Origin of the sequence: Sulfitobacter sp. G21635-S1, from assembly GCF_027213915.1 — a bacterium.
Lineage (GTDB): Bacteria > Pseudomonadota > Alphaproteobacteria > Rhodobacterales > Rhodobacteraceae > Sulfitobacter.
Genome location: NZ_JAPWGV010000011.1, coordinates 110,493 through 130,060, shown reverse-complemented (window position 1 = coordinate 130,060; position 19,568 = coordinate 110,493). Strand labels below are relative to the sequence as shown.

Annotated in this window: 20 protein-coding genes and 1 riboswitch; of the genes, 9 read left to right on the top strand and 11 right to left on the bottom strand. The window is 64.3% G+C overall.

Annotated elements, in window-relative coordinates; translation table 11 throughout:
• Nucleotides 1-3: 3 nt before the first annotated feature.
• Both gcvH and gcvT read right to left on the bottom strand, forming a co-directional pair.
• Nucleotides 4-396, bottom strand: a complete 393-nt coding sequence (gene gcvH, locus O4H53_RS12805; RefSeq protein WP_269364238.1) for a glycine cleavage system protein GcvH — start codon at nucleotides 394-396, stop codon at nucleotides 4-6.
• Nucleotides 383-1,507, bottom strand: a complete 1,125-nt coding sequence (gene gcvT, locus O4H53_RS12800) for a glycine cleavage system aminomethyltransferase GcvT (protein ID WP_269364201.1) — start codon at nucleotides 1,505-1,507, stop codon at nucleotides 383-385. Before gcvT ends, gcvH begins: the two co-directional genes overlap by 14 nt.
• A 152-nt stretch (nucleotides 1,508-1,659) precedes the next feature.
• Nucleotides 1,660-1,745, bottom strand: a riboswitch (glycine riboswitch).
• A 97-nt stretch (nucleotides 1,746-1,842) separates the two neighbouring features.
• Here gcvT and O4H53_RS12795 point away from each other — a divergent pair.
• Nucleotides 1,843-2,397, top strand: coding sequence for a gamma-glutamylcyclotransferase family protein (locus O4H53_RS12795; protein ID WP_269364199.1), 555 nt, complete (start codon nucleotides 1,843-1,845; stop codon nucleotides 2,395-2,397).
• On the opposite strand, the gene O4H53_RS12790 is transcribed toward O4H53_RS12795, so the two are convergent.
• Genes O4H53_RS12790 through O4H53_RS12780 form a run of 3 tightly spaced genes read right to left on the bottom strand, consistent with a single transcriptional unit; the run spans nucleotide 2,377 to nucleotide 5,613 of the window.
• Entirely contained in the window at nucleotides 2,377-3,777 is a 1,401-nt protein-coding gene (locus O4H53_RS12790) for an MATE family efflux transporter (RefSeq protein WP_269364197.1), read from the bottom strand. The genes O4H53_RS12795 and O4H53_RS12790 overlap by 21 nt on opposite strands.
• 51 nt (nucleotides 3,778-3,828) lie before the next feature.
• Complete coding sequence (gltX, locus tag O4H53_RS12785; protein WP_269364195.1) at nucleotides 3,829-5,163, bottom strand: glutamate--tRNA ligase; 1,335 nt, start codon at nucleotides 5,161-5,163, stop codon at nucleotides 3,829-3,831.
• A gap of 48 nt (nucleotides 5,164-5,211) precedes the next feature.
• The gene (locus O4H53_RS12780; RefSeq protein WP_269364192.1) at nucleotides 5,212-5,613 is read right to left on the bottom strand and encodes a DUF1801 domain-containing protein; all 402 of its coding nucleotides are present in this window, start codon (nucleotides 5,611-5,613) and stop codon (nucleotides 5,212-5,214) included.
• A gap of 110 nt (nucleotides 5,614-5,723) precedes the next feature.
• On the opposite strand from O4H53_RS12780, the gene O4H53_RS12775 reads away from it, so the two are divergent.
• On the top strand, nucleotides 5,724-6,647 hold the full coding sequence (locus O4H53_RS12775; protein ID WP_269364191.1) for an MBL fold metallo-hydrolase: 924 nt from the start codon (nucleotides 5,724-5,726) through the stop codon (nucleotides 6,645-6,647).
• Nucleotides 6,648-6,686: 39 nt separating this feature from the next.
• Here the strand turns inward: O4H53_RS12775 and O4H53_RS12770 are convergent, their stop codons facing one another.
• Nucleotides 6,687-7,736: an NAD(P)H-dependent flavin oxidoreductase gene (locus O4H53_RS12770; RefSeq protein WP_269364188.1), complete on the bottom strand. Its 1,050-nt coding sequence runs from the start codon at nucleotides 7,734-7,736 to the stop codon at nucleotides 6,687-6,689.
• 48 nt (nucleotides 7,737-7,784) lie between these two features.
• Nucleotides 7,785-9,239, bottom strand: coding sequence for an MORN repeat-containing protein (locus O4H53_RS12765; RefSeq protein ID WP_269364186.1), 1,455 nt, complete (start codon nucleotides 9,237-9,239; stop codon nucleotides 7,785-7,787).
• 263 nt (nucleotides 9,240-9,502) lie between these two features.
• Between O4H53_RS12765 and O4H53_RS12760 the strand changes: the two genes are divergently transcribed.
• Nucleotides 9,503-11,161, top strand: coding sequence for an NAD+ synthase (locus tag O4H53_RS12760; protein ID WP_269364184.1), 1,659 nt, complete (start codon nucleotides 9,503-9,505; stop codon nucleotides 11,159-11,161).
• Nucleotides 11,162-11,176: 15 nt separating this feature from the next.
• On the opposite strand, the gene O4H53_RS12755 is transcribed toward O4H53_RS12760, so the two are convergent.
• Nucleotides 11,177-11,572, bottom strand: a complete 396-nt coding sequence (locus tag O4H53_RS12755) for a metallopeptidase family protein (protein ID WP_269364182.1) — start codon at nucleotides 11,570-11,572, stop codon at nucleotides 11,177-11,179.
• Nucleotides 11,573-11,714: 142 nt separating this feature from the next.
• Here O4H53_RS12755 and O4H53_RS12750 point away from each other — a divergent pair, with 142 nt between their 5' ends.
• The gene (locus O4H53_RS12750; RefSeq protein ID WP_269364181.1) at nucleotides 11,715-12,305 is read left to right on the top strand and encodes an NAD(P)H-dependent oxidoreductase; all 591 of its coding nucleotides are present in this window, start codon (nucleotides 11,715-11,717) and stop codon (nucleotides 12,303-12,305) included.
• A 94-nt stretch (nucleotides 12,306-12,399) separates the two neighbouring features.
• On the top strand, nucleotides 12,400-13,203 hold the full coding sequence (locus O4H53_RS12745; protein WP_269364179.1) for an alpha/beta hydrolase family esterase: 804 nt from the start codon (nucleotides 12,400-12,402) through the stop codon (nucleotides 13,201-13,203).
• Between the two features lie 15 nt (nucleotides 13,204-13,218).
• Here O4H53_RS12745 and O4H53_RS12740 read toward each other — a convergent pair whose 3' ends face one another.
• Nucleotides 13,219-13,917, bottom strand: coding sequence for an ArsR/SmtB family transcription factor (locus tag O4H53_RS12740; protein ID WP_269364177.1), 699 nt, complete (start codon nucleotides 13,915-13,917; stop codon nucleotides 13,219-13,221).
• A gap of 72 nt (nucleotides 13,918-13,989) precedes the next feature.
• Here O4H53_RS12740 and O4H53_RS12735 point away from each other — a divergent pair, with 72 nt between their 5' ends.
• The 4 genes from O4H53_RS12735 to O4H53_RS12720 all read left to right on the top strand — a co-directional run bounded on the left by O4H53_RS12735 (nucleotide 13,990) and on the right by O4H53_RS12720 (nucleotide 18,125).
• Nucleotides 13,990-14,313, top strand: a complete 324-nt coding sequence (locus O4H53_RS12735; protein WP_269364175.1) for an NIPSNAP family protein — start codon at nucleotides 13,990-13,992, stop codon at nucleotides 14,311-14,313.
• A complete protein-coding gene (locus O4H53_RS12730) occupies nucleotides 14,310-14,654 on the top strand; it encodes an antibiotic biosynthesis monooxygenase family protein (RefSeq protein ID WP_114277441.1) in 345 nt (114 codons plus the stop codon). The genes O4H53_RS12735 and O4H53_RS12730 overlap by 4 nt, the downstream gene beginning before the upstream one ends.
• 739 nt (nucleotides 14,655-15,393) lie before the next feature.
• On the top strand, nucleotides 15,394-16,959 hold the full coding sequence (locus O4H53_RS12725; protein ID WP_269364173.1) for a 2-isopropylmalate synthase: 1,566 nt from the start codon (nucleotides 15,394-15,396) through the stop codon (nucleotides 16,957-16,959).
• Between the two features lie 38 nt (nucleotides 16,960-16,997).
• Nucleotides 16,998-18,125 (top strand): CaiB/BaiF CoA transferase family protein, encoded by a 1,128-nt coding sequence (locus tag O4H53_RS12720; protein WP_269364171.1) that lies wholly within the window; start codon nucleotides 16,998-17,000, stop codon nucleotides 18,123-18,125.
• A gap of 13 nt (nucleotides 18,126-18,138) precedes the next feature.
• Here the strand turns inward: O4H53_RS12720 and O4H53_RS12715 are convergent, their stop codons facing one another.
• On the bottom strand, nucleotides 18,139-18,651 hold the full coding sequence (locus O4H53_RS12715) for a 3-hydroxyacyl-CoA dehydrogenase family protein (protein WP_269364169.1): 513 nt from the start codon (nucleotides 18,649-18,651) through the stop codon (nucleotides 18,139-18,141).
• A complete protein-coding gene (locus O4H53_RS12710) occupies nucleotides 18,648-19,535 on the bottom strand; it encodes a helix-turn-helix transcriptional regulator (protein ID WP_269364167.1) in 888 nt (295 codons plus the stop codon). The genes O4H53_RS12715 and O4H53_RS12710 overlap by 4 nt, the downstream gene beginning before the upstream one ends.
• Nucleotides 19,536-19,568 lie beyond the last annotated feature (33 nt).

Sequence of the window (19,568 nt, the reverse complement as noted above, 5' to 3'; positions counted from 1 at the left end):
GGATCAGCCGATGAATTTCTGGTATCCGGCTTCGTCCATGAATTCGTCCAGCTGCGACGGGTCGCTGATCTTCATCTTGAAGAACCAGGCATCGCCCTGCGGATCCTCGTTCACCAGGCTGGGATTCTCTGCCAGGGCGCTGTTCACTTCGGTGATCTCGCCATCCACTGGCGCCAGGATGTCGGAGGCCGCCTTGACGCTTTCGATCACGACAACCTCGTCGTCCTTGCTGACGATGGTGCCTTCCTCCGGCAGTTCGACAAAGACCACATCGCCCAGTTGCTCGGCGGCATGGATGGTGATGCCGACCACCATTTCGCCGTCTTCCTCGCGCAGCCATTCATGTTCTTCGGTAAATTTCATGTCTTCTTCCCTGTTGACTTCATCGTTTGAAATTCGCCGCCACGAAGGGCAGCTTCGCCACGGTGAGGGGCAGTCTCTTGCCTCTGACCTCTCCCCAGAGGGATGTGCCGATCCCGGCAGACCCCGCCTCTACATAACCCATCGCCACGGGTGTCCCAACGGTGGGACCAAAGCCGCCCGATGTCACCTGCCCGACGCGGGTGCCGCCCTCGGCGGCGTCGAAAACCTCGGTGCCTTCGCGCATCGGCGCGCGGCCTTCGGGCAGCAGGCCGACCCTCTTGCGTGCGGCCCCTTCGGTGATCTGGTCCAGCACGATGGCCGCACCCGGAAAGCCACCCGCGCGGTCGCCCCCGGCGCGGCGCACCTTCTGGATCGCCCAGGTCAGCGCGCCCTCAACCGGGGTGGTGCCGGTGTCGATGTCATGTCCGTAAAGGCACAGTCCCGCCTCCAGCCGCAGCGAATCCCGCGCGCCGAGGCCGATGGCCTCGACCCCGTCCTGCGCCAGCAGGGTGCGGGCCAGCGCCTCTGCCCGGGCTTCCGGCACGGAAACCTCGAACCCGTCCTCGCCCGTGTAGCCGGAGCGCGAGGCCCAGACCGGCACGCCATCGAGTTCCAGATCGCGCAGATCCATGAACCCCATATCATCGGCGCGGCTGTCCAGCGCGGCGATCACCGCTGCCGCCGCCGGCCCCTGAAGCGCGATCAGCGCGCGGTCAGTCAGCGGGGTCACGGTCACTTCGGGTTCAAAGGCCGCTTTCATCCGGGCGATGTCGGCCTCCTTGCAGGCCGCGTTGACCACCACGAACAGATCCTCGCCGCGCCGGGCGAACATCAGGTCATCCTCGATCCCGCCAGCGTCATTGGTGAAAAACCCGTAGCGCTGGCGCCCGTCCTCCAGGCCCAGCACATCCATCGGCACCAGAGTCTCAAAGGCGCGGGCGACCACGTCCCAGGACGGCCCCGAGAGGATCACCTGCCCCATGTGGCTGACATCGAAAAGACCCGCCGCGTCGCGGGTATGCTGGTGTTCCTTCATCACGCCCAAAGGGTATTGCACCGGCATGGCATAGCCCGCAAAGGGCACCATCCGGGCACCCAGTTCCACATGCAGGTCAAAAAGGGCAGTATGTTTCAGATCATCCATCGGCGCAGCGTCCCATATTCCTGCCGCTGTCCCCAGGGATCAATCCGGCATCTTTCCCCCGCAGATCGCGGTCCAAGATGCCCCCTCTGTCCTTTCGCCTGAGATCGTTATCCCTTCGGCGGGTGCGTGTCGCACCACTCTCCAGAGTGTCGATATCCGGCACGGTCCCTGAGCCTGAGAGTTTCCGGGGCGGTTGCTCCTTCGGCATCGGTTGGTCCGATTCTCCCGTGGCGGATGTCCTTTGGTATGCCGGGGGCACATGGGGCGTCAAGCGGGGTTGTACGCCCCTGACATCAATGATCTGTTGCCCGCACAATTGACGGACCCCGGACAGCATGACCCCCTATTTTTTCGGCTATGGCAGCCTTGTGAACCGCCAGACCCACAATTACCCCGACGCCCATCCCGCCCGGTTGCGCGGCTGGCGGCGGGCCTGGGTGCGCACAGCGGTGCGTGATCTTGTGTTTCTCAGCGTGGTCGAGGACCCCGGCACCACCATCGACGGGTTGATTGCCGCCGTGCCGGGGGCCGACTGGGCCGCGCTGGATGCCCGCGAAGCAGGTTACGCGCGGCTGTCATCGGGCGGTGCGGTGATCCATCCGATCAGCCCCGCGCCGGACATCGCCCATTATGCGGTGCCGCCCGCCGACACCGGGGTGCCGGGCGACCATGCCATCCTGCTGAGCTATCTCGACGTGGTGGTGCAGGGTTTCCTGCATGAATTCGGCGAGGCGGGGGTCGCGGCGTTCTTTGACACCACCGATGGCTGGGACACGCCGGTGCTGAACGACCGTGCCGCACCGCGTTATCCCCGGCACAAGGTATTGTCGGCGGCGGAAACAGCGCTGGTGGACGATCACCTCGCGCGGTTATCGGCGCGCGTGGAATAGGGTCATCAGGCGGCCCTCCCGCCCGAAAATCTCCTTGCCGCGCCCCTCTGGCTTGCCGCCACGCGCGATGCAGCGCAGCGCCATGACCCAGGCCACCACGCCAAAGACGACACCGGCCAGCGACTGGCCCACCAGCACACCGGGGGCGTCCCCGATGGCCGCGCAGATCCAGACCAGCGGGATCAGGGCCACCGCGTTGCGGCCCCAGTTGGTCACCGTGGAGAGGAACGGCTGGCCGAGGTTGTTGAACACGGCATTTGCCACGAACAGCACGCCGGGAAAGAAGAAGGCGAGCGAGAGCGGGCCGCAGAACAGATAGATCAGGTCGCGGGCGACGCCGGTCGCGTTGAAGAGATCGGCAATCGGCGCGCGCAGCGCAAACAGCACCGCAGACACGCTCAGGATCACCAAAGCGACAAAAATGACCGCCGCGGTGAAGCCGCGCCGGACCCGCGCCATGTTGCCCGCGCCATAGTTCTGGCCGATGATCGGCCCCACCGCCCCCGAAAGGGCAAAGACCACGGCAAAGGCAACCGGCATCAGCCGCGCCACCACAGCCATGCCCGCGACCGCATCCTCGCCGTATTCGGCCATGACGCGGGTGATATAGGCCTGCCCCACCGGGGTTGCGACCTGCGCGAGGATGGTCGGAAAGGCGATGGCGATCACCGGGGCAAGGTCGCGCAGCATGCCCTTGAAATGGGGCCGCACCAGGGCGTCATAGACCTTGATCAGGGGCCAGATCGCCATGCCTGAAATTGCCACCCGCGCAACAAAGGAGGCGATGGCGGCCCCGGTCAGTTCAAGGTCCAGCCCGAAGATCAGGATCGGATCCAGTACCGCGTTGACGATACCGCCGACAATCGTGGCCATCATCGCCCGTCGCGCATCGCCATGGGCGCGCAGGATGGCGGACCCCATCATGCCGACCATCAGGAAGGGCACCGAGGGCACGACGATCTGCAGGAAATGTATGGCCTGTCCGGCGGTCTCTCCGCGCGCGCCCAGCATGTTGACCAGCCAGGGCAGCGCCGACCAGACCACGATGGAAAAGACAATGCCGAACATCAGCCCATAGAGCAGCGCATGGGTCGAGCGTTCGCGCGCCAGCACGGGATCATTCGCGCCCAGCCCCCGGGCCACCAGCGCGCCCGCGGCGATGCCCATGCCGATGCCGAAAGAGGCGGTAAAGAACAGGATCGCGCCGGCATAGCCCACCGCCGCCGCCAGTTCCGACCGCCCCAGCATCGAGATGAAGATCATATCGACAAAGTCGACCAGGAAGACGGCCATCAGACCGATGGAGGAGGTCAAGGACATGACCGCAACATGCACAAACAGGTTGCCGGTCAGGAACTTGGCCTGCGCTCCTTCAGGCATGACAGGCCCCGGCGTGCGGCGCGCGCCTGCGCCGGTCCTGTCGGGCGCAGGTCACCCGCGCGCTTTCACGACCCGCAGCAGGGGCATTACGGCAGCCATTTCCGGCCCGTGTTCCTGCCCTGTCAGCGCCAGCCGCAGGGGCCGGAACAGCCCGCGGCCCTTGCGGCCTGTCGCCTCCTTGACGGCGCCGGTCCAGCTGGACCAGGTGGTCTCGTCAAAGGGCATCTCGGGCAAGAGCGCCATGGCTTCGGCGACAAAGGCTTCGTCACCGTCCTCGATCACCGGGTCGGCGCCGTCGCGGAACATTTCCCACCAGGGTTTGAGGTCATGCAGCGTTTCGATGTTTTCCCGTGTGACAGCCCAGAACTGCGCCGCCTGCGCCTGCGGCACGCCCAGACCGGCAATCGTCTCCGCAACATCCTCGGCGGTGCGGGTCTGCAGGTAGTGGCCGGTCAGCGGGAACAGGTCCTGCACGTCGAATTTCGTCGGGGCAGAGCCGAAGCGTTCGATGTCGAAACCCTCGATCAGCGCGGCCATGTCAGTGCGCAGTTCCACCGGGTCGGAGGAGCCCAGCCGCGCCATCAGGCTGAGCAGGGCAAAGGGTTCGACGCCCTGTTCGCGCAGATCGCGCAGCGCCAGGGTGCCGAGGCGTTTGGACAGCGCCTCGCCCTGTGGGCCGGTCAGCAGGGAATGGTGGGCAAAGGCGGGGTGATCAAAGCCCAGCGCCTGCATGATCTGGATCTGGGTCGCCGTGTTGGTCACATGGTCCGACCCGCGCACCACATGGGTCACGCCCATCTCGGTGTCATCGACGACAGAGGCCAGGGTGTAGAGGATCTGCCCGTCGCCCCGGATCAGCACCGGGTCGCTGACGCTGGCCGCGTCGATTGAAATATCGCCAAGGATGCCGTCGGCCCATTCGATCCGGCTCTGATCCAGCTTGAACCGCCAGACACCGCTGCCGCGCTCGGCCCGCAGCGCGTCCTTCTGTGCATCGGTCAGGGACAGCGCCGCGCGGTCATAGACCGGTGGCTTGCCCATGTTCAGCTGTTTCTTGCGCTTGAGGTCCAGCTCGGTCGGCGTCTCGAAAGCCTCATAGAACCGGCCCTTGGCGCGCAGTTCGTCGGCGGCGGCGTGATAGCGGTCCAGCCGTTCCGACTGGCGCTCCACCCGGTCCCATTCCAGCCCCAGCCAGGTCAGGTCCCGCTTGATGCCGTCGACATATTCTTCCTTCGACCGCTCCGGGTCGGTGTCGTCGATGCGCAGGATGAAGGTGCCGCCCGCCTTGCGCGCGATCAGGTAGTTCATCAGCGCCGTGCGCAGGTTGCCCACGTGGATGTAACCGGTGGGGGAAGGGGCGAAACGGGTGACGGTATCGGCGGACATGCTGTTCTCCTTGGACCCCGGTCAAGTGTCACAGAGCCGAATGTTTGTCTAGGTCGGATGCACCGGCCAGCGCTTCGCGAGGTCGGCCAGTCCGGCGCGGATCAGTTCCTCCAGCACCTCCATATCCGCCTCCGCCAGCTTGTTGAGGTAAAGGCAAGACTTGCCCTTTGCATGTTTGCCGAGCCGGGTCAGGATCGGGCCGAAATCGGAATATCCTGGCATCACGTATATTGACAGCCTGGCCTTGCGGGGTGCGAAACCCGTCGCGAGAAAGTTGCCGCTGCGGCCCGATGCATAGGTGTAATCATACGTCCCGTACCCCAGCATCCCGCCGCGCCAGAGCACCGGCTTCCAGCCTGTGACCCGTTGAAAGAAGGCGTCGAGTTCAACCGCCTCGCGGTGCCGCCTCTCGGGGGTGACCCCGGCGAGGAAAGTGGGGACGTCTGTCATCGCACCTGCTCCTGACGAAAATATGATGGCAGCCCGCCCGGAATTGTATTGGCGGGCAGCAAAGAGAGGCTACCATTCCGACAACCAGTAATAAACCAAAGGACCAAGCCATGCGAAACAGCTTCAAGATGTCCCGCCGCAGCGCCCTTGCCGGGGCCGCTGCCCTGCCATTGGCCGCGATGGCGACCTCTGCCCGCGCCGAAGCGCCGATCATGGGTGCGGGCAGCGCGCCGTTCCGGCGTGTCTCGCTTGGCGGTTATGATGTCACGACGATCCTCGCGGGCACCCGCCCGGTCGAAGCGCCGCATGACATCTTTGGCCTGAACGTGGATCACGAGACTTTCGAAAGCGTGTCCCGGGCCGCGCATATCCCGACGGAGGTTGCGCAGTTCTTCTTCACGCCCACGGTGGTCAACACCGGGTCGGAACTGGTCCTTTTCGATACCGGGCTGAGCGCCGAAGGCACGCTGGCGGCGCTGCAGGCGGCGGGATATGCCGCCGATCAGGTGGACATTGTGGTGCTGACCCATATGCACGGCGATCACATCGGCGGGCTGATGACGGGCGATGCGCCGACCTTTCCCAATGCGCGCTATGTCACCGGCCAGGTGGAGTTCGATGCCTGGTCCGCGATGGACAACGAAGGGTTCAATACCAAGGTCAAGCCGCTGGCAGAGCAGATGACGTTCCTGGATGACGGCGGGTCGGTTGCCTCTGGCATCACGGCGATGGCGGCCTTTGGCCATACGCCGGGCCACATGGCCTACATGATCGAATCCGACGGCAGGCAACTGGTTCTCGGGGCGGATTTCGCGAACCATTATGTCTGGTCGCTGGCCCATCCGGACTGGGAGGTAAAATTCGATCAGGACAAGGCAGCCGCCGCCGCGACCCGCCGTCGCCTGCTGGACATGCTGGCGACCGATGGCATCCCCTTTGTCGGCTATCACATGCCCTTCCCCGCCTTCGGCTATGTGGAGACGCGGGAAGACGGGTTTGCCTATCTGCCGCACAGCTATCAGCTGATGCTGTGAGATGATGCGCCCGGCGCGGGGCTGCCCCGTGCCGGAATGTCAGCGCCGCGCCTGAAGCTCCCGGGCGAGGACCGCCACCAGTTCCGCTGCGGGCAGGGTCCGGGCCAGCGGGGCGCCCTGCCCGGCCCATTGTGCTCCAAAGCCATGTTCACCGGCGGCTTTTGCGGCGGCATGCAGCGCCTTGCCTGCGTCATAGGCGATCGGATAGGCAGGCGGCGTGCCGCGCTGTGCGACGCTGTCGCTGGCCGTGAACCGGTTTTCGAGCGCACGGGCCGGACGACCGGAAATGACCGGGGTCAGGCGCGTGTGATAGCCCCCCGGCCCATGCAGCGCCGCGCGGTAGGCGTCATCAGCGGCAGATTCGGCACAGTCGATGAAGGCGGTGCCAAGCTGTGCCGCGACAGCCCCCAGATTCAGCGCGGCGGCGATGCCCCCGCCATCCATGATCCCCCCCGCCGCGATCACCGGCAGGTCGATTTCAGCGGTCAGCAGCCGGGTCAGCGCGAAGGTGCCAAGCTGCGGGTCGGGAGCCGCGCAGTCAAATACGCCGCGGTGACCGCCCGCTTCGATCCCCTGGGCGACGATGCCGTGCATGCCCGCAGCCCTGATGCGGTGCGCCTCTTCCAGGTTCGTCGCCGTCGCCAGAAGCGTGATGCCCGCATCGCGCAGCGCCGTGACAGCCTGTGGTGTGGGAAGGCCGAAGTGAAAGCTGACAACCGCCGGACGGGTCTCGACCAGCAGGGCGAGCATGTCGGGGTTGTCGTTGAAACTTTGATAGATCGTATGCAGTTCTGCGGGCGGCTCTGCGCCAAATTCGGCAAAGAGCGGGCGCAGAAGGTCGAGCCAGGCGCGCTCCGCCTGCGGGTCCGCCTGTGGCGTCTCATGGGTGAAGACATTGACGTTGAAGGGGTGATCCGTCGCGGCGCGGGTTTCCGCGATCATTTGCGCGGCACCGGCAACATCGGTCGCCCCCACGCCAATCGCGCCCAGCCCGCCCGCGTTTGACACCGCCGCTGCCATACGAGGGGTCGAGACCCCGGCCATCGGGGCCTGAAAGATCGGTAGTTGAATGCCAAGACTGTCCAGCATGCGGCACCTTTTGACAAAAGCGGCGGTCAGCGCACCCGCCGGGTGAAATTATTGATCGCTGGGCGGGGTTTCGTCACTGGGCGGGGTGGTCTCCGCTGCCGCGGCACCATCGCCGGACGCAGGATCCGTCAGCGCGCCATTGTCCCAGTCGCCGCTGGCCTCTTCGCCCGAGGCATAGCGCATGGTGCCGGTGCCCTGACGCTTGCCCGCCTTGAAGGTGCCTTCGTAGACGTCGCCATTGGCGTAGGTGGCAACGCCCTGGCCCTCGATCTCGCCCCGGGTCCATTCACCGTCATAGACAAAGCCGTTCGCCATGGTGATCTTGCCGCGTCCGTGGCGCTTGCCGTCTTCGAAGTTGCCCGCATAGACCGTCCCGTCGGGATAGGTCGCGGTGCCCATGCCGTGACGCTGGCCGTCTTTCCACATGCCCTCGTAACGATAGCCGTCGGCATAGGTCATCACGCCCTGCCCCTCGTTGCGGGCATTGGAAAAGCCGCCCTCGTAGACAACCCCGTTGGGATAGGTCGCGCGGCCCTCGCCCTCGATCACGCCGGCCGACCAGGCGCCTTCATAGGTGGAACCGTCGGGATAGGTGATCTTGCCCTGTCCATCGGCCAGGTCGTCGCGGAATTCACCGACATAGACCGAACCGTCAGGATAGGTCACCTGGCCTTCGCCCTCGATCTGTCCGGCCACCCAGGACCCGGTATAGACATAGCCATCCGCGCCCGTGAAAGTCCCCTGCCCGTCGCGCCGGTCATCCTTGAAGGAGCCGACATAGGTGTCGCCATTGGCATAGGTCACCTTGCCCTGCCCCTCGCGGCGTCCGGCCACGAGGTTGCCCTCATAGACATCGCCGTTGGGCTGGGTCAGCGTGCCGGTGCCCTCGATCTGGCCGTCCTGCCAGAGCCCGACATAGACCAGACCGTCGGGCATGGTCAGCGTGCCCTCGCCATTGCGCTTGCCCGCCTCGATCGCGCCCTCATAGACCGCACCGTCCGGATAGGTGATGGTGCCGGTGCCCTGTTTGACACCTTCGATCCAGTCGCCCTTGTATTCATAGCCGCCGGGGCTTTGCATCACGCCCTTGCCGTGGTGCTTGGCATTGCGGAAACCGCCTTCGTAGCGCACCCCGTTGGCATAAAGCGCCACACCCTGGCCCATGATCGCGCCTGCCACCCAGTCGCCTTCATAGGTGCCGCCATCGGCAAAGGTGATCTTGCCGAAACCCTCCGGCTTCCCTTTTGAGAAATTGCCCTCGTAGATGGACCCGTTGGGAAAGCGTGCGACGCCCTCGCCCTTGATCTCGCCATCTTCCCAGTTGCCGGAATATTCATAGCCATTGGGCAGCTTGTAGGTGCCCTGCCCGTGTTGCAGGCCGCCGCGGAACGCCCCTTCATAGACGCCGCCATCGTCGTATTGCTTGGTCAGGACCTGCCCCTCCTGCGCCAGGGCCGGCACAGCAAGCAGGGAAAGGCACAAGATCATCGAACGAAAGGACATCGGCATACCCATATTGTTTGCGCCGCGCATCAGGCGGGGTCGCCGGTAAGCCTAAGCAATGGGGCATAGAGGGGCAATCGTCTTTTGCGCCACATCCGCTCACCTCGCGCCAAACCGCCGCAATCGGGATCACCGGGCGCGGGGCGGCGCGGTTTTTCTTTCCACCTGCCCCCTGCGAGGGGCGGCATTCCGGCATCCTTTGGGCTTTTCCCCCCTGACTGATCTGTTACATCCGGGGCAGACCAAACCGCAAAGGCGTTTCCATGGCAGACCGTTTCCGCATCACCCTTGGCCAATTGAACCCCACCGTGGGCGATCTTGCGGGCAATGCCGCGCTGGCGGCAAGGACCTGGGCAGAGGGCAAGGCGGCGAATGCCGATCTTGTGGCGCTGCCGGAAATGTTCATCACCGGCTACAACGCCCAGGATCTGGTGATGAAACGGGCGTTTCAGCTGGATGTGATGACCCATATCGACCAATTGGCAAAGGACTGCGCCGACGGGCCCGCGCTGGCCATCGGCGCGCCCTGGGCGGAGGGGACAGAGCTGTTCAATGCCTATCTGATCCTCAAGAACGGCAGGATCGCCAACCGCACGCTCAAGCACAACCTGCCCAACGAGACGGTCTTTGACGAGGTCCGCATCTTTGATTCCGGTCCGCTGGGCGGCCCCTATGCGGTGGGCAACACCCGGGTCGGCAGCCCGATCTGCGAGGACGCCTGGCACCCGGAGGTGTCGGAGACCCTGGCCGAGACCGGGGCGGAGTTCCTGCTGGTGCCGAACGGGTCGCCCTATTACCGGGGCAAGCTGGACACCCGCATGAACATGATGGTCGCCCGCGTGGTCGAGACGGGGCTGCCGCTGATCTATCTCAACATGGTGGGCGGACAGGACGATCAGGTGTTCGACGGTGCCTCCTTTGCGCTGAATCCCGGCGGCAGGCTGGCAATGCAGATGCCTGCCTTCGACGAAATGGTGCATCACGTCGATCTGGAACGCGGACCGGACGGCTGGCGCGTCGTGCAACAGCCGTTTGCCTCGTTGCCCGACGCCTGGGAGCAGGATTACCGCGTCATGGTGCAGGGGCTGCGCGACTACATGGCGAAGACCGGGTTCAGACAGGTGCTGCTGGGCCTGTCGGGCGGCATCGATTCGGCCATCGTCGCCACCATCGCGGTGGATGCCCTGGGCGCGGAAAACGTGCGCTGCGTGATGCTGCCTTCGGAATATACCTCGCAATCCTCGCTCGACGATGCGGAGGCCGTGGCAAAGGCGCTTGGCTGCCGCTACGACTATGTGCCGATCAGGGAAGGGCGTCAGGCGATCACCAACACCCTTGCCCCGCTGTTCGAAGGGCGCGATGCGGACCTGACCGAGGAAAACATCCAGTCCCGCCTGCGCGGCCTGCTGCTGATGGCGATGTCCAACAAATTCGGGGAAATGCTGCTGACCACCGGCAACAAGTCAGAGGTCGCGGTAGGCTATGCCACGATCTATGGCGACATGGCGGGCGGCTACAACCCGATCAAGGATCTCTACAAGACCCGCGTGTTCGAGACCTGCCGCTGGCGCAATGAAAACCACCGTGACTGGATGATGGGGCCTGCCGGTGCCGTGATCCCCGACAATATCATCACCAAGCCGCCCAGCGCCGAGCTGCGCGAGGATCAAAAGGACAGCGACAGCCTGCCCGATTATCCGGAACTGGATGCAATCCTGGACATTCTGGTGGATCAGGACGGGTCGGTCGCCGATTGCGTTGCCGCAGGGTTTGAACGCGATGTGGCGAAAAAGGTCGAGCACCTGATCTACATCAGCGAATACAAGCGCTTTCAATCCGCACCCGGCCCGCGCCTGACCAAGGGGGCCTTCTGGCTGGACCGGCGTTATCCCATCGTGAACCGCTGGCGCGATCCGTCCTGAAAGGCGCGCCGCGCCTCAGGTCTCCCAGGGGGCCACGCGGGCGATTTCCGCGTCGGACCAGCCGAAATGATGGGCGAATTCGTGGATTGTGACATGGGCGATCAGATCCTCGATCTCCACGTTCCCGCGCAGACGCCATTCGTGCAGGATCGGTTCGCGGAACAGCCAGACCGTATCGGGCTGCATCGCCATGTCGAGCACTGATTTGCGGGTCATCGGGATGCCTTCGTAAAGCCCGGTGAGCCGGACAGGTTCGGCGATCTGCAGGGCGGCCAGCATCTCTTTCGTCGGCCAGTCTGTCACCCGCAGCAGCACCTGCCGCGCCGCGTCGCGGAAGGGCGGCGGGAAACCCTCGACCGTGCGCAGGGCGATATCTTCGAAACTGTCGAGATCTGGGGCATCCGGGGTCATTCAGTTGATATGGTCAGGCGCGGGGCAAAGTAAAAGAGCGGCGGGGAATCTGACAATTTCGCACAGTGCCTGTGCATGCCCGAGCGGAACCAAAGCACGCGCCCGGCCATTGGGCCAGCAAACGAAACCCAAGGAGCCGCACATGGCCAACCCCAAGATCGCCATCATCTTCTACACCACCTACGGAACAAACCATCAGATTGCGCTGGCCGCGCAGGAAGCCGCGGAAGCGGCGGGTGCCGAGGTCCGCCTGCGCCGCGCCGCCGAGACTGCGCCGCAATCCGTCATCGACGGTCAGGAGCCCTGGAAGGCCCAGCTGGAGAAGATGAAGGACATTCCCGAAGTCTCCCACGATGACATGACATGGGCGGACGGTTATTTCTTCTCTGTCCCGACGCGATACGGCAACCTGCCCAGCCAGATGGCCGCGTTTATCGACACGCTTGGCCCGCTCTGGCAGCAGGGCAAGCTGGTGAACAAGACCATCACCGCGACGACCTCGGCGCAGACGGCCCATGGCGGGCGCGAAGGCACGATCCAGAACCTTTACAAATCGGCCATGCACTGGGGCGCCATCATCGTCGCGCCAGGCTATGCGGATGAGGTCAAGTTCGAAGACGGGAACCCCTATGGCTATTCCGGCACGGCGGGCAAGTTTGACGACCTTGGCAAGAAATCGGTCGGGTTTCAGGCCAAGCGCCTGGTGGAGATCACGGCCAGGCTCAACGGCTGACACAATGGCATTCGGGTCGCGTCGTGATCGGCGCGGCCCCGCGCAAACGATCATGTGATTTGTACCGGAAACGCCGGTATGCCAAAGGATGCCCATGCGTATTTCAGCCCTGTTGCTTGCCCTGATCTCTGCTTCACCCGTCCTGGCCTGCGGTGCCGACACGGATTGTGTCCTGGGCGACAGGACCTACCGCATCGCAATGCCCGAAGGCTATGATGGCAAGACCCCGGTGGGGGCGCTGGTCTGGTCACACGGCTACCGCGGCTCTGCTGCCGGGGCGATGCGCAACGGCAGCCTGCGCAGGATGCTTTCGGATCAGGGGCTGGCCTTCATCGCCACCAAGTCGAAGGGCAACGACTGGGATATCCCGAACGGACCGGGCAAGCCCGACAGCACCGGAGCGGCGGAATTCGACTATTTCGATGCGGTTCTGGCCGACGCACAGGCGCGTTTCGCCATTGACCCGGAACGGATCATCGTCTCCGGTTTCTCGGCGGGCGGGATGATGGTCTGGAACCTGGCCTGCAGCCACCCGCAGGGTTTCGCGGGTTTCATCCCGATGTCCGGCACCTTCTGGCTGGAACCGCCCGAGACCTGCGCGCAGCCGGTATCCTCCATCGTTCACATTCACGGCGACGCGGACAACACCGTGCCACTGGATGGCCGCGCCATCAACGAGACCAGACAGGGCAAGGTATCGGATGCGCTTGCCCTTTACACGGATTTCGGCGGCTTTGGCCCGGCACAACCTGTCAGCGCAGGCGATCTGACCTGCGAAGACAAAACCAATGCAGCAGGCGAAATCCTTGATTTCTGCCTGTTTCCCGGCGGCCATTCCTTTCGCACCGAACACCTGCTTTACGGGATCGAACAATTGAAAGAGGCCGGGCAGCTTTGATTTGCTGCCGGCCGGTCAGGACGCCGCTGCGCCCGACAGCCCGAACCTGCGATCGAATGCCGCGCGCCCCGCGGCGCTGAAGTCGATCACGCGGGTGCCTTCGACCCTTTTGCACCAGCCCAGCACCTGCATCCGTGCCAGCATCGCCCGTCCGACCGCGCCTGCCAGATGATTGCGCCGCGCGCTCCAGTCCAGGCAGGGCCGGCACATCGGCACGCGGCCCTTTTGCAGCGCCGCGACATCAACGCCGAAATCCGCCAGCAAGGCATTGCCCTCTTCGGTGAGGATCAGCGCAGGCCCGTCTTCGGCAATCGCGCCACGGGCCAGCAGCCCCTGATAGAGCGCGATGCCCCGTTCCCCGGCCAGATGGTTGTAGCAGACGCGCGCCTCGCGCAGGGCCAGATCGCGCGGCCCGGTCCGGGTGCGCAGGTGGCCTGCCCCCGCCGCAAGACCCATCAGCGCCTCCAGCGCATGGCCGACCTCGGCATCGGCAAGGGTGAAATACTTGTGCCGCCCGGACTTGCGGTGGGCGATCAGCCTGCCGTCCTCCAGCTTGGCCAGATGGGTGCTGGCGGTCTGCACGGTCACCCCCGCCTCTGCCGCCAGTTCAGTGGCGGTCAGGGCCTTGCCGCTCATCAGCGCGCCCAGGATATTGGCGCGCGCCGGATCTCCGATCAGGGCTGCAATGCGGGATATGTCAGGGCCTTCTTTCATACTTCGACCCTAGTCGAAGCATTGGGTGCGTTCAATAGGCTAGACCGGAGGTGCAAACATGAAGGACACCCCATGCTGACCTGTATCATAAAATATGAAATCGACCCTACCAAACACGATCAATTCCGCCAATACGCCCGCAACTGGGGTCAGGCGATTCCGCGCTGCGGCGCCGACCTGATCGGCTATTTCGCCCCGCATGAGGGGTCATCGACCCTTGCCTATGGCATTTACAACATTCCCAGCCTGGCCGCCTATGAAGCCTACCGCGCCCGGCTGGCCGAAGACCCGCTGGGCCGGGAAAACTATGCTTTCGCCCAGTCGGAGAAATTCCTCTTGCGCGAGGAGCGGACCTTTCTGAAACTGGCCTCCAGCCCGCATGGAGCCGCCACATGATCGCTGTCATCTTCGAAGTCATGCCGCACCCGGATCGCCGCCAGGATTATCTCGACATCGCCGCCGCGATGCGCCCGCTGGTGGACGAGGTCGAGGGGTTCATCTCTGTCGAGCGGTTCCAGAGCCTGACGAATCCGGACAAGCTGCTGTCGCTGTCGTTTTTCGAGGATGAGGCCGCCGTTGCGCGCTGGCGCAAGCTGACGGCACATCGCGGCGCACAGGCGAAGGGGCGGGACGGAATCTTTACCGATTATCACCTGCGCATCGCCCATGTGATCCGCGACTATGGCATGTTCGACCGCGCCGAGGCCCCGCAAGACAGCCGCGCAGCGCATGACTGAGGGGTGAGGCAGGCTGTTGAAGGCCGGATGACTTAGGCCTTCCTGCGCTCCATTGATCCGAAGGGAAAAGCGACCTCCGGGGTGACATCAGGCGCAGGCCGGGCGGGGCGCATTTGGGTCGTTGACGCTGTATCAAATTTTTAGGCTCTGGACCCATTGATTCTATATACTCAGTTTGACAGATTTTTTCGCAGACAAGAAGCATCTGCGCAAGAATAGTGGTTCTATTTCAAGCAGATGCGCCGCCTCCTCTCGGGACATTGCTGCGCGATGCCCTGCCGGGCAATGGGCTGCGGGAAAATCCGTCAAACCCGTCACGCCAAAGGCGTGCCAACATGAGTCGGCGCTCCTTCGGAGCGACGGGCGGCGATTTCACTTCATTTCAACGTCTTGGGTCGCTTGCAAATAGAACCACTATTGGCTGCACGCCCCAAACCATTGAAATTTCGTGAAATCGCCGCTGAGCATATAGAATCAATGGGTCCAGAGCCTAAGGTCCGGGGCCGACGCGAACTGACTTCACCGCAAAGCGCATTGCCCCCTTTCCATTTGAAAAACGCGGCGTATAAATAGCGGCATGACACACGCCGCCCATATCCCGACCCTGCCGCGCCCCTGCGCGGCGCTGCTGCGTGCCAACCTGCTGCTGCTAATCCGCCTCTGAGCGTGCCATCCGGCGCGTCCGCTCAGAGGGATGGTGACGCGCCATGGATTTACAGCAGAACAGAGAGAACCCGACATGAATACCCAATCCCAAGACCGCGTCTTGATCTTTGACACAACCTTGCGCGATGGCGAACAAAGCCCCGGCGCCACCATGACCCACGCCGAAAAGCTGGAAATCGCCAGCCTTCTGGATGAAATGGGTGTCGATATCATCGAGGCCGGGTTTCCCATCGCTTCGGAAGGCGACTTTGCCGCCGTTTCCGAAATCGCGCGCCAGTCACAGAACGCGGTGATCTGCGGCCTTGCCCGCGCGCAGCTGCCCGACATCGACCGCTGCTGGGAGGCGGTGAAACATGCGCGCCAGCCGCGCATCCACACTTTCATCGGCACCTCGCCCCTGCACCGGGCGATCCCGAACCTGACCATGGACGAAATGGCAGAGCGCATCCACGACACGGTGACCCATGCGCGCAACCTCTGCGACAACGTGCAATGGTCCCCGATGGATGCCACCCGGACCGAGCTTGATTACCTCTACCGGGTGGTCGAGATCGCGATCAAGGCCGGGGCGACAACGATCAACATCCCCGATACGGTGGGCTACACCGCGCCGCGCGAAAGCGCCGATCTGATCCGCAAACTGCTTGAGAATGTTCCCGGCGCGGACGAGATCGTCTTTGCCACCCATTGCCACAACGACCTTGGCATGGCGACGGCCAACAGCCTTGCCGCGGTCGAGGCGGGCGCGCGTCAGGTCGAATGCACGATCAACGGATTGGGTGAACGGGCGGGCAATACCGCATTGGAAGAAGTCGTGATGGCCCTGCGCGTGCGCAACGACATCATGCCCTTCCAGACCGGGATCGACTCGACCAAGATCATGAACATCTCGCGCCGGGTCGCATCTGTCAGCGGCTTTGCCGTGCAGTTCAACAAGGCGATCGTCGGCAAGAACGCCTTTGCCCATGAATCCGGCATCCACCAGGACGGCATGCTCAAGAACGCCGAAACCTTCGAGATCATGCGCCCCGAAGACGTTGGCCTGACCGAGACCAATATCGTCATGGGCAAACATTCGGGCCGGGCCGCACTGCGCTCCAAGCTCGAAGACCTCGGTTACGAGCTGGGCGACAACCAGCTCAAGGATGTCTTTGTGCGGTTCAAGGAACTGGCCGACCGGAAAAAGGAAATCTACGAGGACGACCTGATTGCGCTGATGCGCACGGCCACCGACCCCGAGGAAGACCGCGTCACGCTGGTGTCGATGCATGTGATCTGCGGGACCGAAGGGCCGAACCAGGCGCGGATGACGCTGAACGTGGACGGTGCCGAACAGACCACCGAACAGACCGGCGATGGTCCGGTCGATGCGGCCTTCAACTGCGTCAAGGCGCTGGTGCCGCATGAGGCGCGGCTGCAGCTTTACCAGGTGCATGCGGTCACCGAAGGCACCGATGCGCAGGCCACGGTCTCTGTCCGGATCGAAGAGGACGGGCGGATCGTGACCGGCCAGTCGGCGGATACCGACACGGTTGTCGCCTCCACCCGCGCCTATATCCACGCGCTGAACCGCCTGCTGGTGCGCCGCGAAAAGGGCGGCACCGACAAGCGCGAGGTCAGCTACAAGGACGTGTCCTGAGCGCGGATCACAAGGTATCCACCCGGCCGGAGGACAGGATGAGCGGACCACTCAAAGGGTTGAAGGTCGTGGAGATGCAAGGGCTTGGCCCCGCCCCGCTGGCGGGCCAGCTGCTGGCTGACCTCGGGGCGGAGGTCACGTTGATCACCCGCAAATCCGGCCCGGCCGATCCGACCGACATCAACAACCGCGGCAAACGCTCTGTCGCGCTGAACCTCAAATCAGCCGAGGGGCGCGCCGTGGCGATGTCCATGATCGCGCGCGCCGACGTGCTGATCGAGGGGTTCCGCCCCGGCGTGATGGAGCGGATGGGGCTGGGACCGGCGGAGTGCCTGGCGCGGAATCCGGGCCTTGTCTTTGGCCGGATGACGGGCTGGGGCCAGGACGGGCCGCTGGCGCAGACGGCCGGGCATGACATCAACTATCTGGGGCTTACCGGATTTCTGCAGGCCACCGGTGCTGCGGACGGCACCCCGATGCCGCCGCTCAACATCGGGGCCGATTACGGCGGCGGCACGATGTTCCTTTTGTTTGGCATCATGGCCGCCCTTTTTGAGCGGCAGACATCCGGCAAGGGTCAGGTGATTGACGCCGCGATGGTCGATGGCGCCTCCGCGATGATGGCGTTGGTACATGCCTTTATCGCACGCGGCCAATGGTCCGAAACGCGCGAGGCCAACCTGCTGGATGGCGGGGCGCCCTTTTACCGGACCTATGAATGTGCAGATGGAAAATTCCTCGCGGTCGGTCCGCTGGAACCTCAGTTCTTTGCGGAACTGGTGCGCCTTGCCGGCCTGCCGCAGGATTATATGGCCAGCCAGATGGACAGCGCCACCTGGCCCGAAAGGCGCGCGGCCTATGCTGAGGTCTTCAGGCGCAAGACCCGCGATGAATGGGCTGCCATTTTCGACGGCACCGACGCCTGTGCAACCCCCGTCCTGACCTGGTCCGAAGCCCCCGAACATCCGCAGATGGCGGCGCGCGGCACCTTTACCGAAGTGGCCGGGGTCACCCAGGCCGCCCCGGCGCCCCGGTTCTCGCGCAGCACGCCAGACGATCTGCAAAGCCCCCCGGCCCCGGGATCTGATACTGAGGCGACCCTGCGCGATCTCGGCTATGATGATGCCGCCATTGCCCGGTTGCGCGATGCAGCTGTCCTGACCTGAACCGGCACCGCCCTCAGGCAAGGTCCGACAGTTCAGAGGCACGGCTCTGTGGCAGATGCAGCGCCTTTGTCAGCGCCATGGCAAGGGCTGCGCGCGTCATCCCCTGCGCCAGCAACATGCGGCACGCTGCCAGCAGCGCCGCATGCATCTTCGCGACAAGGGCCGCATCGCTCAAGTCGGATCGTGTGACCCTGGCAAACCAGGCTTCTTCCAGGATCAGATCCTCGATCAGCGGGTCGATCACGGCACCGCCGCCACCGGGATAGCGGTAATAGCCCACACCGCCCTGCTTGCCCATGCGCCCCTCTGCCACCATGCGCGGCAGGATCGGCACGTCGCGGTGCGGGCCGCGCGCCAGCACCCTGTCCAGCCCCAGCAGATCCTGCGCTTCGCAGGGGCCCATGTCATAGCCCCAGGCGGTCAGCGCCTCGTCCAGCTCCCAGGGGTTTGTATGCTGAAACAGCAGCGCCTCACCCCGCCGCCAGAACACATCCTGAAGCCCTGCGGTCAGCGCCGCCTGGCTCATGTCACCGGATCGAGGAAATTGTGCCGGGCAATGGTGGTCAGCAGATCGTTCAGCGAGGAACTGATGGTCCGGTTCGATGTATTCACCTGCGCCTCGGCCAGATCGTAAAGCGGGCTGCGCGCCGTCAGCAATTCCTTCAGATGCGCCATCGCTGCGGGATTGCCCTGCATCGGGCGCACATCACCCTGGGCGCGCACGCGCTGCATGTGCTCGGGCGGGCTGGTGCGTATCCAGACGGTGTGGAACCGTTCGCGCAGCCGGTCATAGGTGTTTTTCTGCGCGACGATGCCGCCCGCAACAGCCAGAATGACACGGTCGTGCACGGTTGAAATGCGGTCCAGCGCCTCGGCCTCCAACCGGCGATATCCGTCCTCGCCGTAGAACGCCATGACCTCTGCCAGGGGCATGTCGACCGCGTTCTCGATGTCTTCGTTCAATTCGACAAAGGGGATCTTCAACGCTTCGCCTGCAAGGCGGCCAAGGGTGGATTTGCCCGCGCCGCGCAACCCGATCAGACTGATCCGCCCGGCGCGCATCAGCCCGGGGTCGCGCGGGGCCAGCAGGGCGCTGACCTTGTGCTGCACCTCGGCCGGGGCATTACGGTAGAGGGTCGCAAAGCGCTGTGCGTCGTGGTCCATCGGGATTTCATCCGCCAAAAGCGCCTCGACCTTGAGATCAAGCGCCGCCGCGACGCGCGACAGCAGCAGAATGGAGATGTTGCCCTCGCCCGATTCAAGCTGGGCGAGGTAGCGGGGCGAGACACCCGACAGCTCCGACAGCACCCGGCGCGGCAGGCCCCGCTTCTTGCGGGCGGCGGCGACCCGTTCAGCCATGCGCGCGATCAGCGCGGCACCGGGGTCCGGGGCATCCTGCGTATCAGCCATGGGGCGCAATCAGAGACATTAATGCATTATTCC

Bases quoted from the DNA above. Each gene is read 5' to 3' on its own strand.
- gcvT (WP_269364201.1), bottom strand. From the start codon at position 1,507: ATGGATGATCTGAAACATACTGCCCTTTTTGACCTGCATGTGGAACTG.
- O4H53_RS12795 (WP_269364199.1), top strand. From the start codon at position 1,843: ATGACCCCCTATTTTTTCGGCTATGGCAGCCTTGTGAACCGCCAGACC.
- O4H53_RS12790 (WP_269364197.1), bottom strand. From the start codon at position 3,777: ATGCCTGAAGGAGCGCAGGCCAAGTTCCTGACCGGCAACCTGTTTGTG.
- gltX (WP_269364195.1), bottom strand. From the start codon at position 5,163: ATGTCCGCCGATACCGTCACCCGTTTCGCCCCTTCCCCCACCGGTTAC.
- O4H53_RS12780 (WP_269364192.1), bottom strand. From the start codon at position 5,613: ATGACAGACGTCCCCACTTTCCTCGCCGGGGTCACCCCCGAGAGGCGG.
- O4H53_RS12775 (WP_269364191.1), top strand. From the start codon at position 5,724: ATGCGAAACAGCTTCAAGATGTCCCGCCGCAGCGCCCTTGCCGGGGCC.
- O4H53_RS12770 (WP_269364188.1), bottom strand. From the start codon at position 7,736: ATGCTGGACAGTCTTGGCATTCAACTACCGATCTTTCAGGCCCCGATG.
- O4H53_RS12765 (WP_269364186.1), bottom strand. From the start codon at position 9,239: ATGTCCTTTCGTTCGATGATCTTGTGCCTTTCCCTGCTTGCTGTGCCG.
- O4H53_RS12760 (WP_269364184.1), top strand. From the start codon at position 9,503: ATGGCAGACCGTTTCCGCATCACCCTTGGCCAATTGAACCCCACCGTG.
- O4H53_RS12755 (WP_269364182.1), bottom strand. From the start codon at position 11,572: ATGACCCCGGATGCCCCAGATCTCGACAGTTTCGAAGATATCGCCCTG.
- O4H53_RS12750 (WP_269364181.1), top strand. From the start codon at position 11,715: ATGGCCAACCCCAAGATCGCCATCATCTTCTACACCACCTACGGAACA.
- O4H53_RS12745 (WP_269364179.1), top strand. From the start codon at position 12,400: ATGCGTATTTCAGCCCTGTTGCTTGCCCTGATCTCTGCTTCACCCGTC.
- O4H53_RS12740 (WP_269364177.1), bottom strand. From the start codon at position 13,917: ATGAAAGAAGGCCCTGACATATCCCGCATTGCAGCCCTGATCGGAGAT.
- O4H53_RS12735 (WP_269364175.1), top strand. From the start codon at position 13,990: ATGCTGACCTGTATCATAAAATATGAAATCGACCCTACCAAACACGAT.
- O4H53_RS12730 (WP_114277441.1), top strand. From the start codon at position 14,310: ATGATCGCTGTCATCTTCGAAGTCATGCCGCACCCGGATCGCCGCCAG.
- O4H53_RS12725 (WP_269364173.1), top strand. From the start codon at position 15,394: ATGAATACCCAATCCCAAGACCGCGTCTTGATCTTTGACACAACCTTG.
- O4H53_RS12720 (WP_269364171.1), top strand. From the start codon at position 16,998: ATGAGCGGACCACTCAAAGGGTTGAAGGTCGTGGAGATGCAAGGGCTT.
- O4H53_RS12715 (WP_269364169.1), bottom strand. From the start codon at position 18,651: ATGAGCCAGGCGGCGCTGACCGCAGGGCTTCAGGATGTGTTCTGGCGG.
- O4H53_RS12710 (WP_269364167.1), bottom strand. From the start codon at position 19,535: ATGGCTGATACGCAGGATGCCCCGGACCCCGGTGCCGCGCTGATCGCG.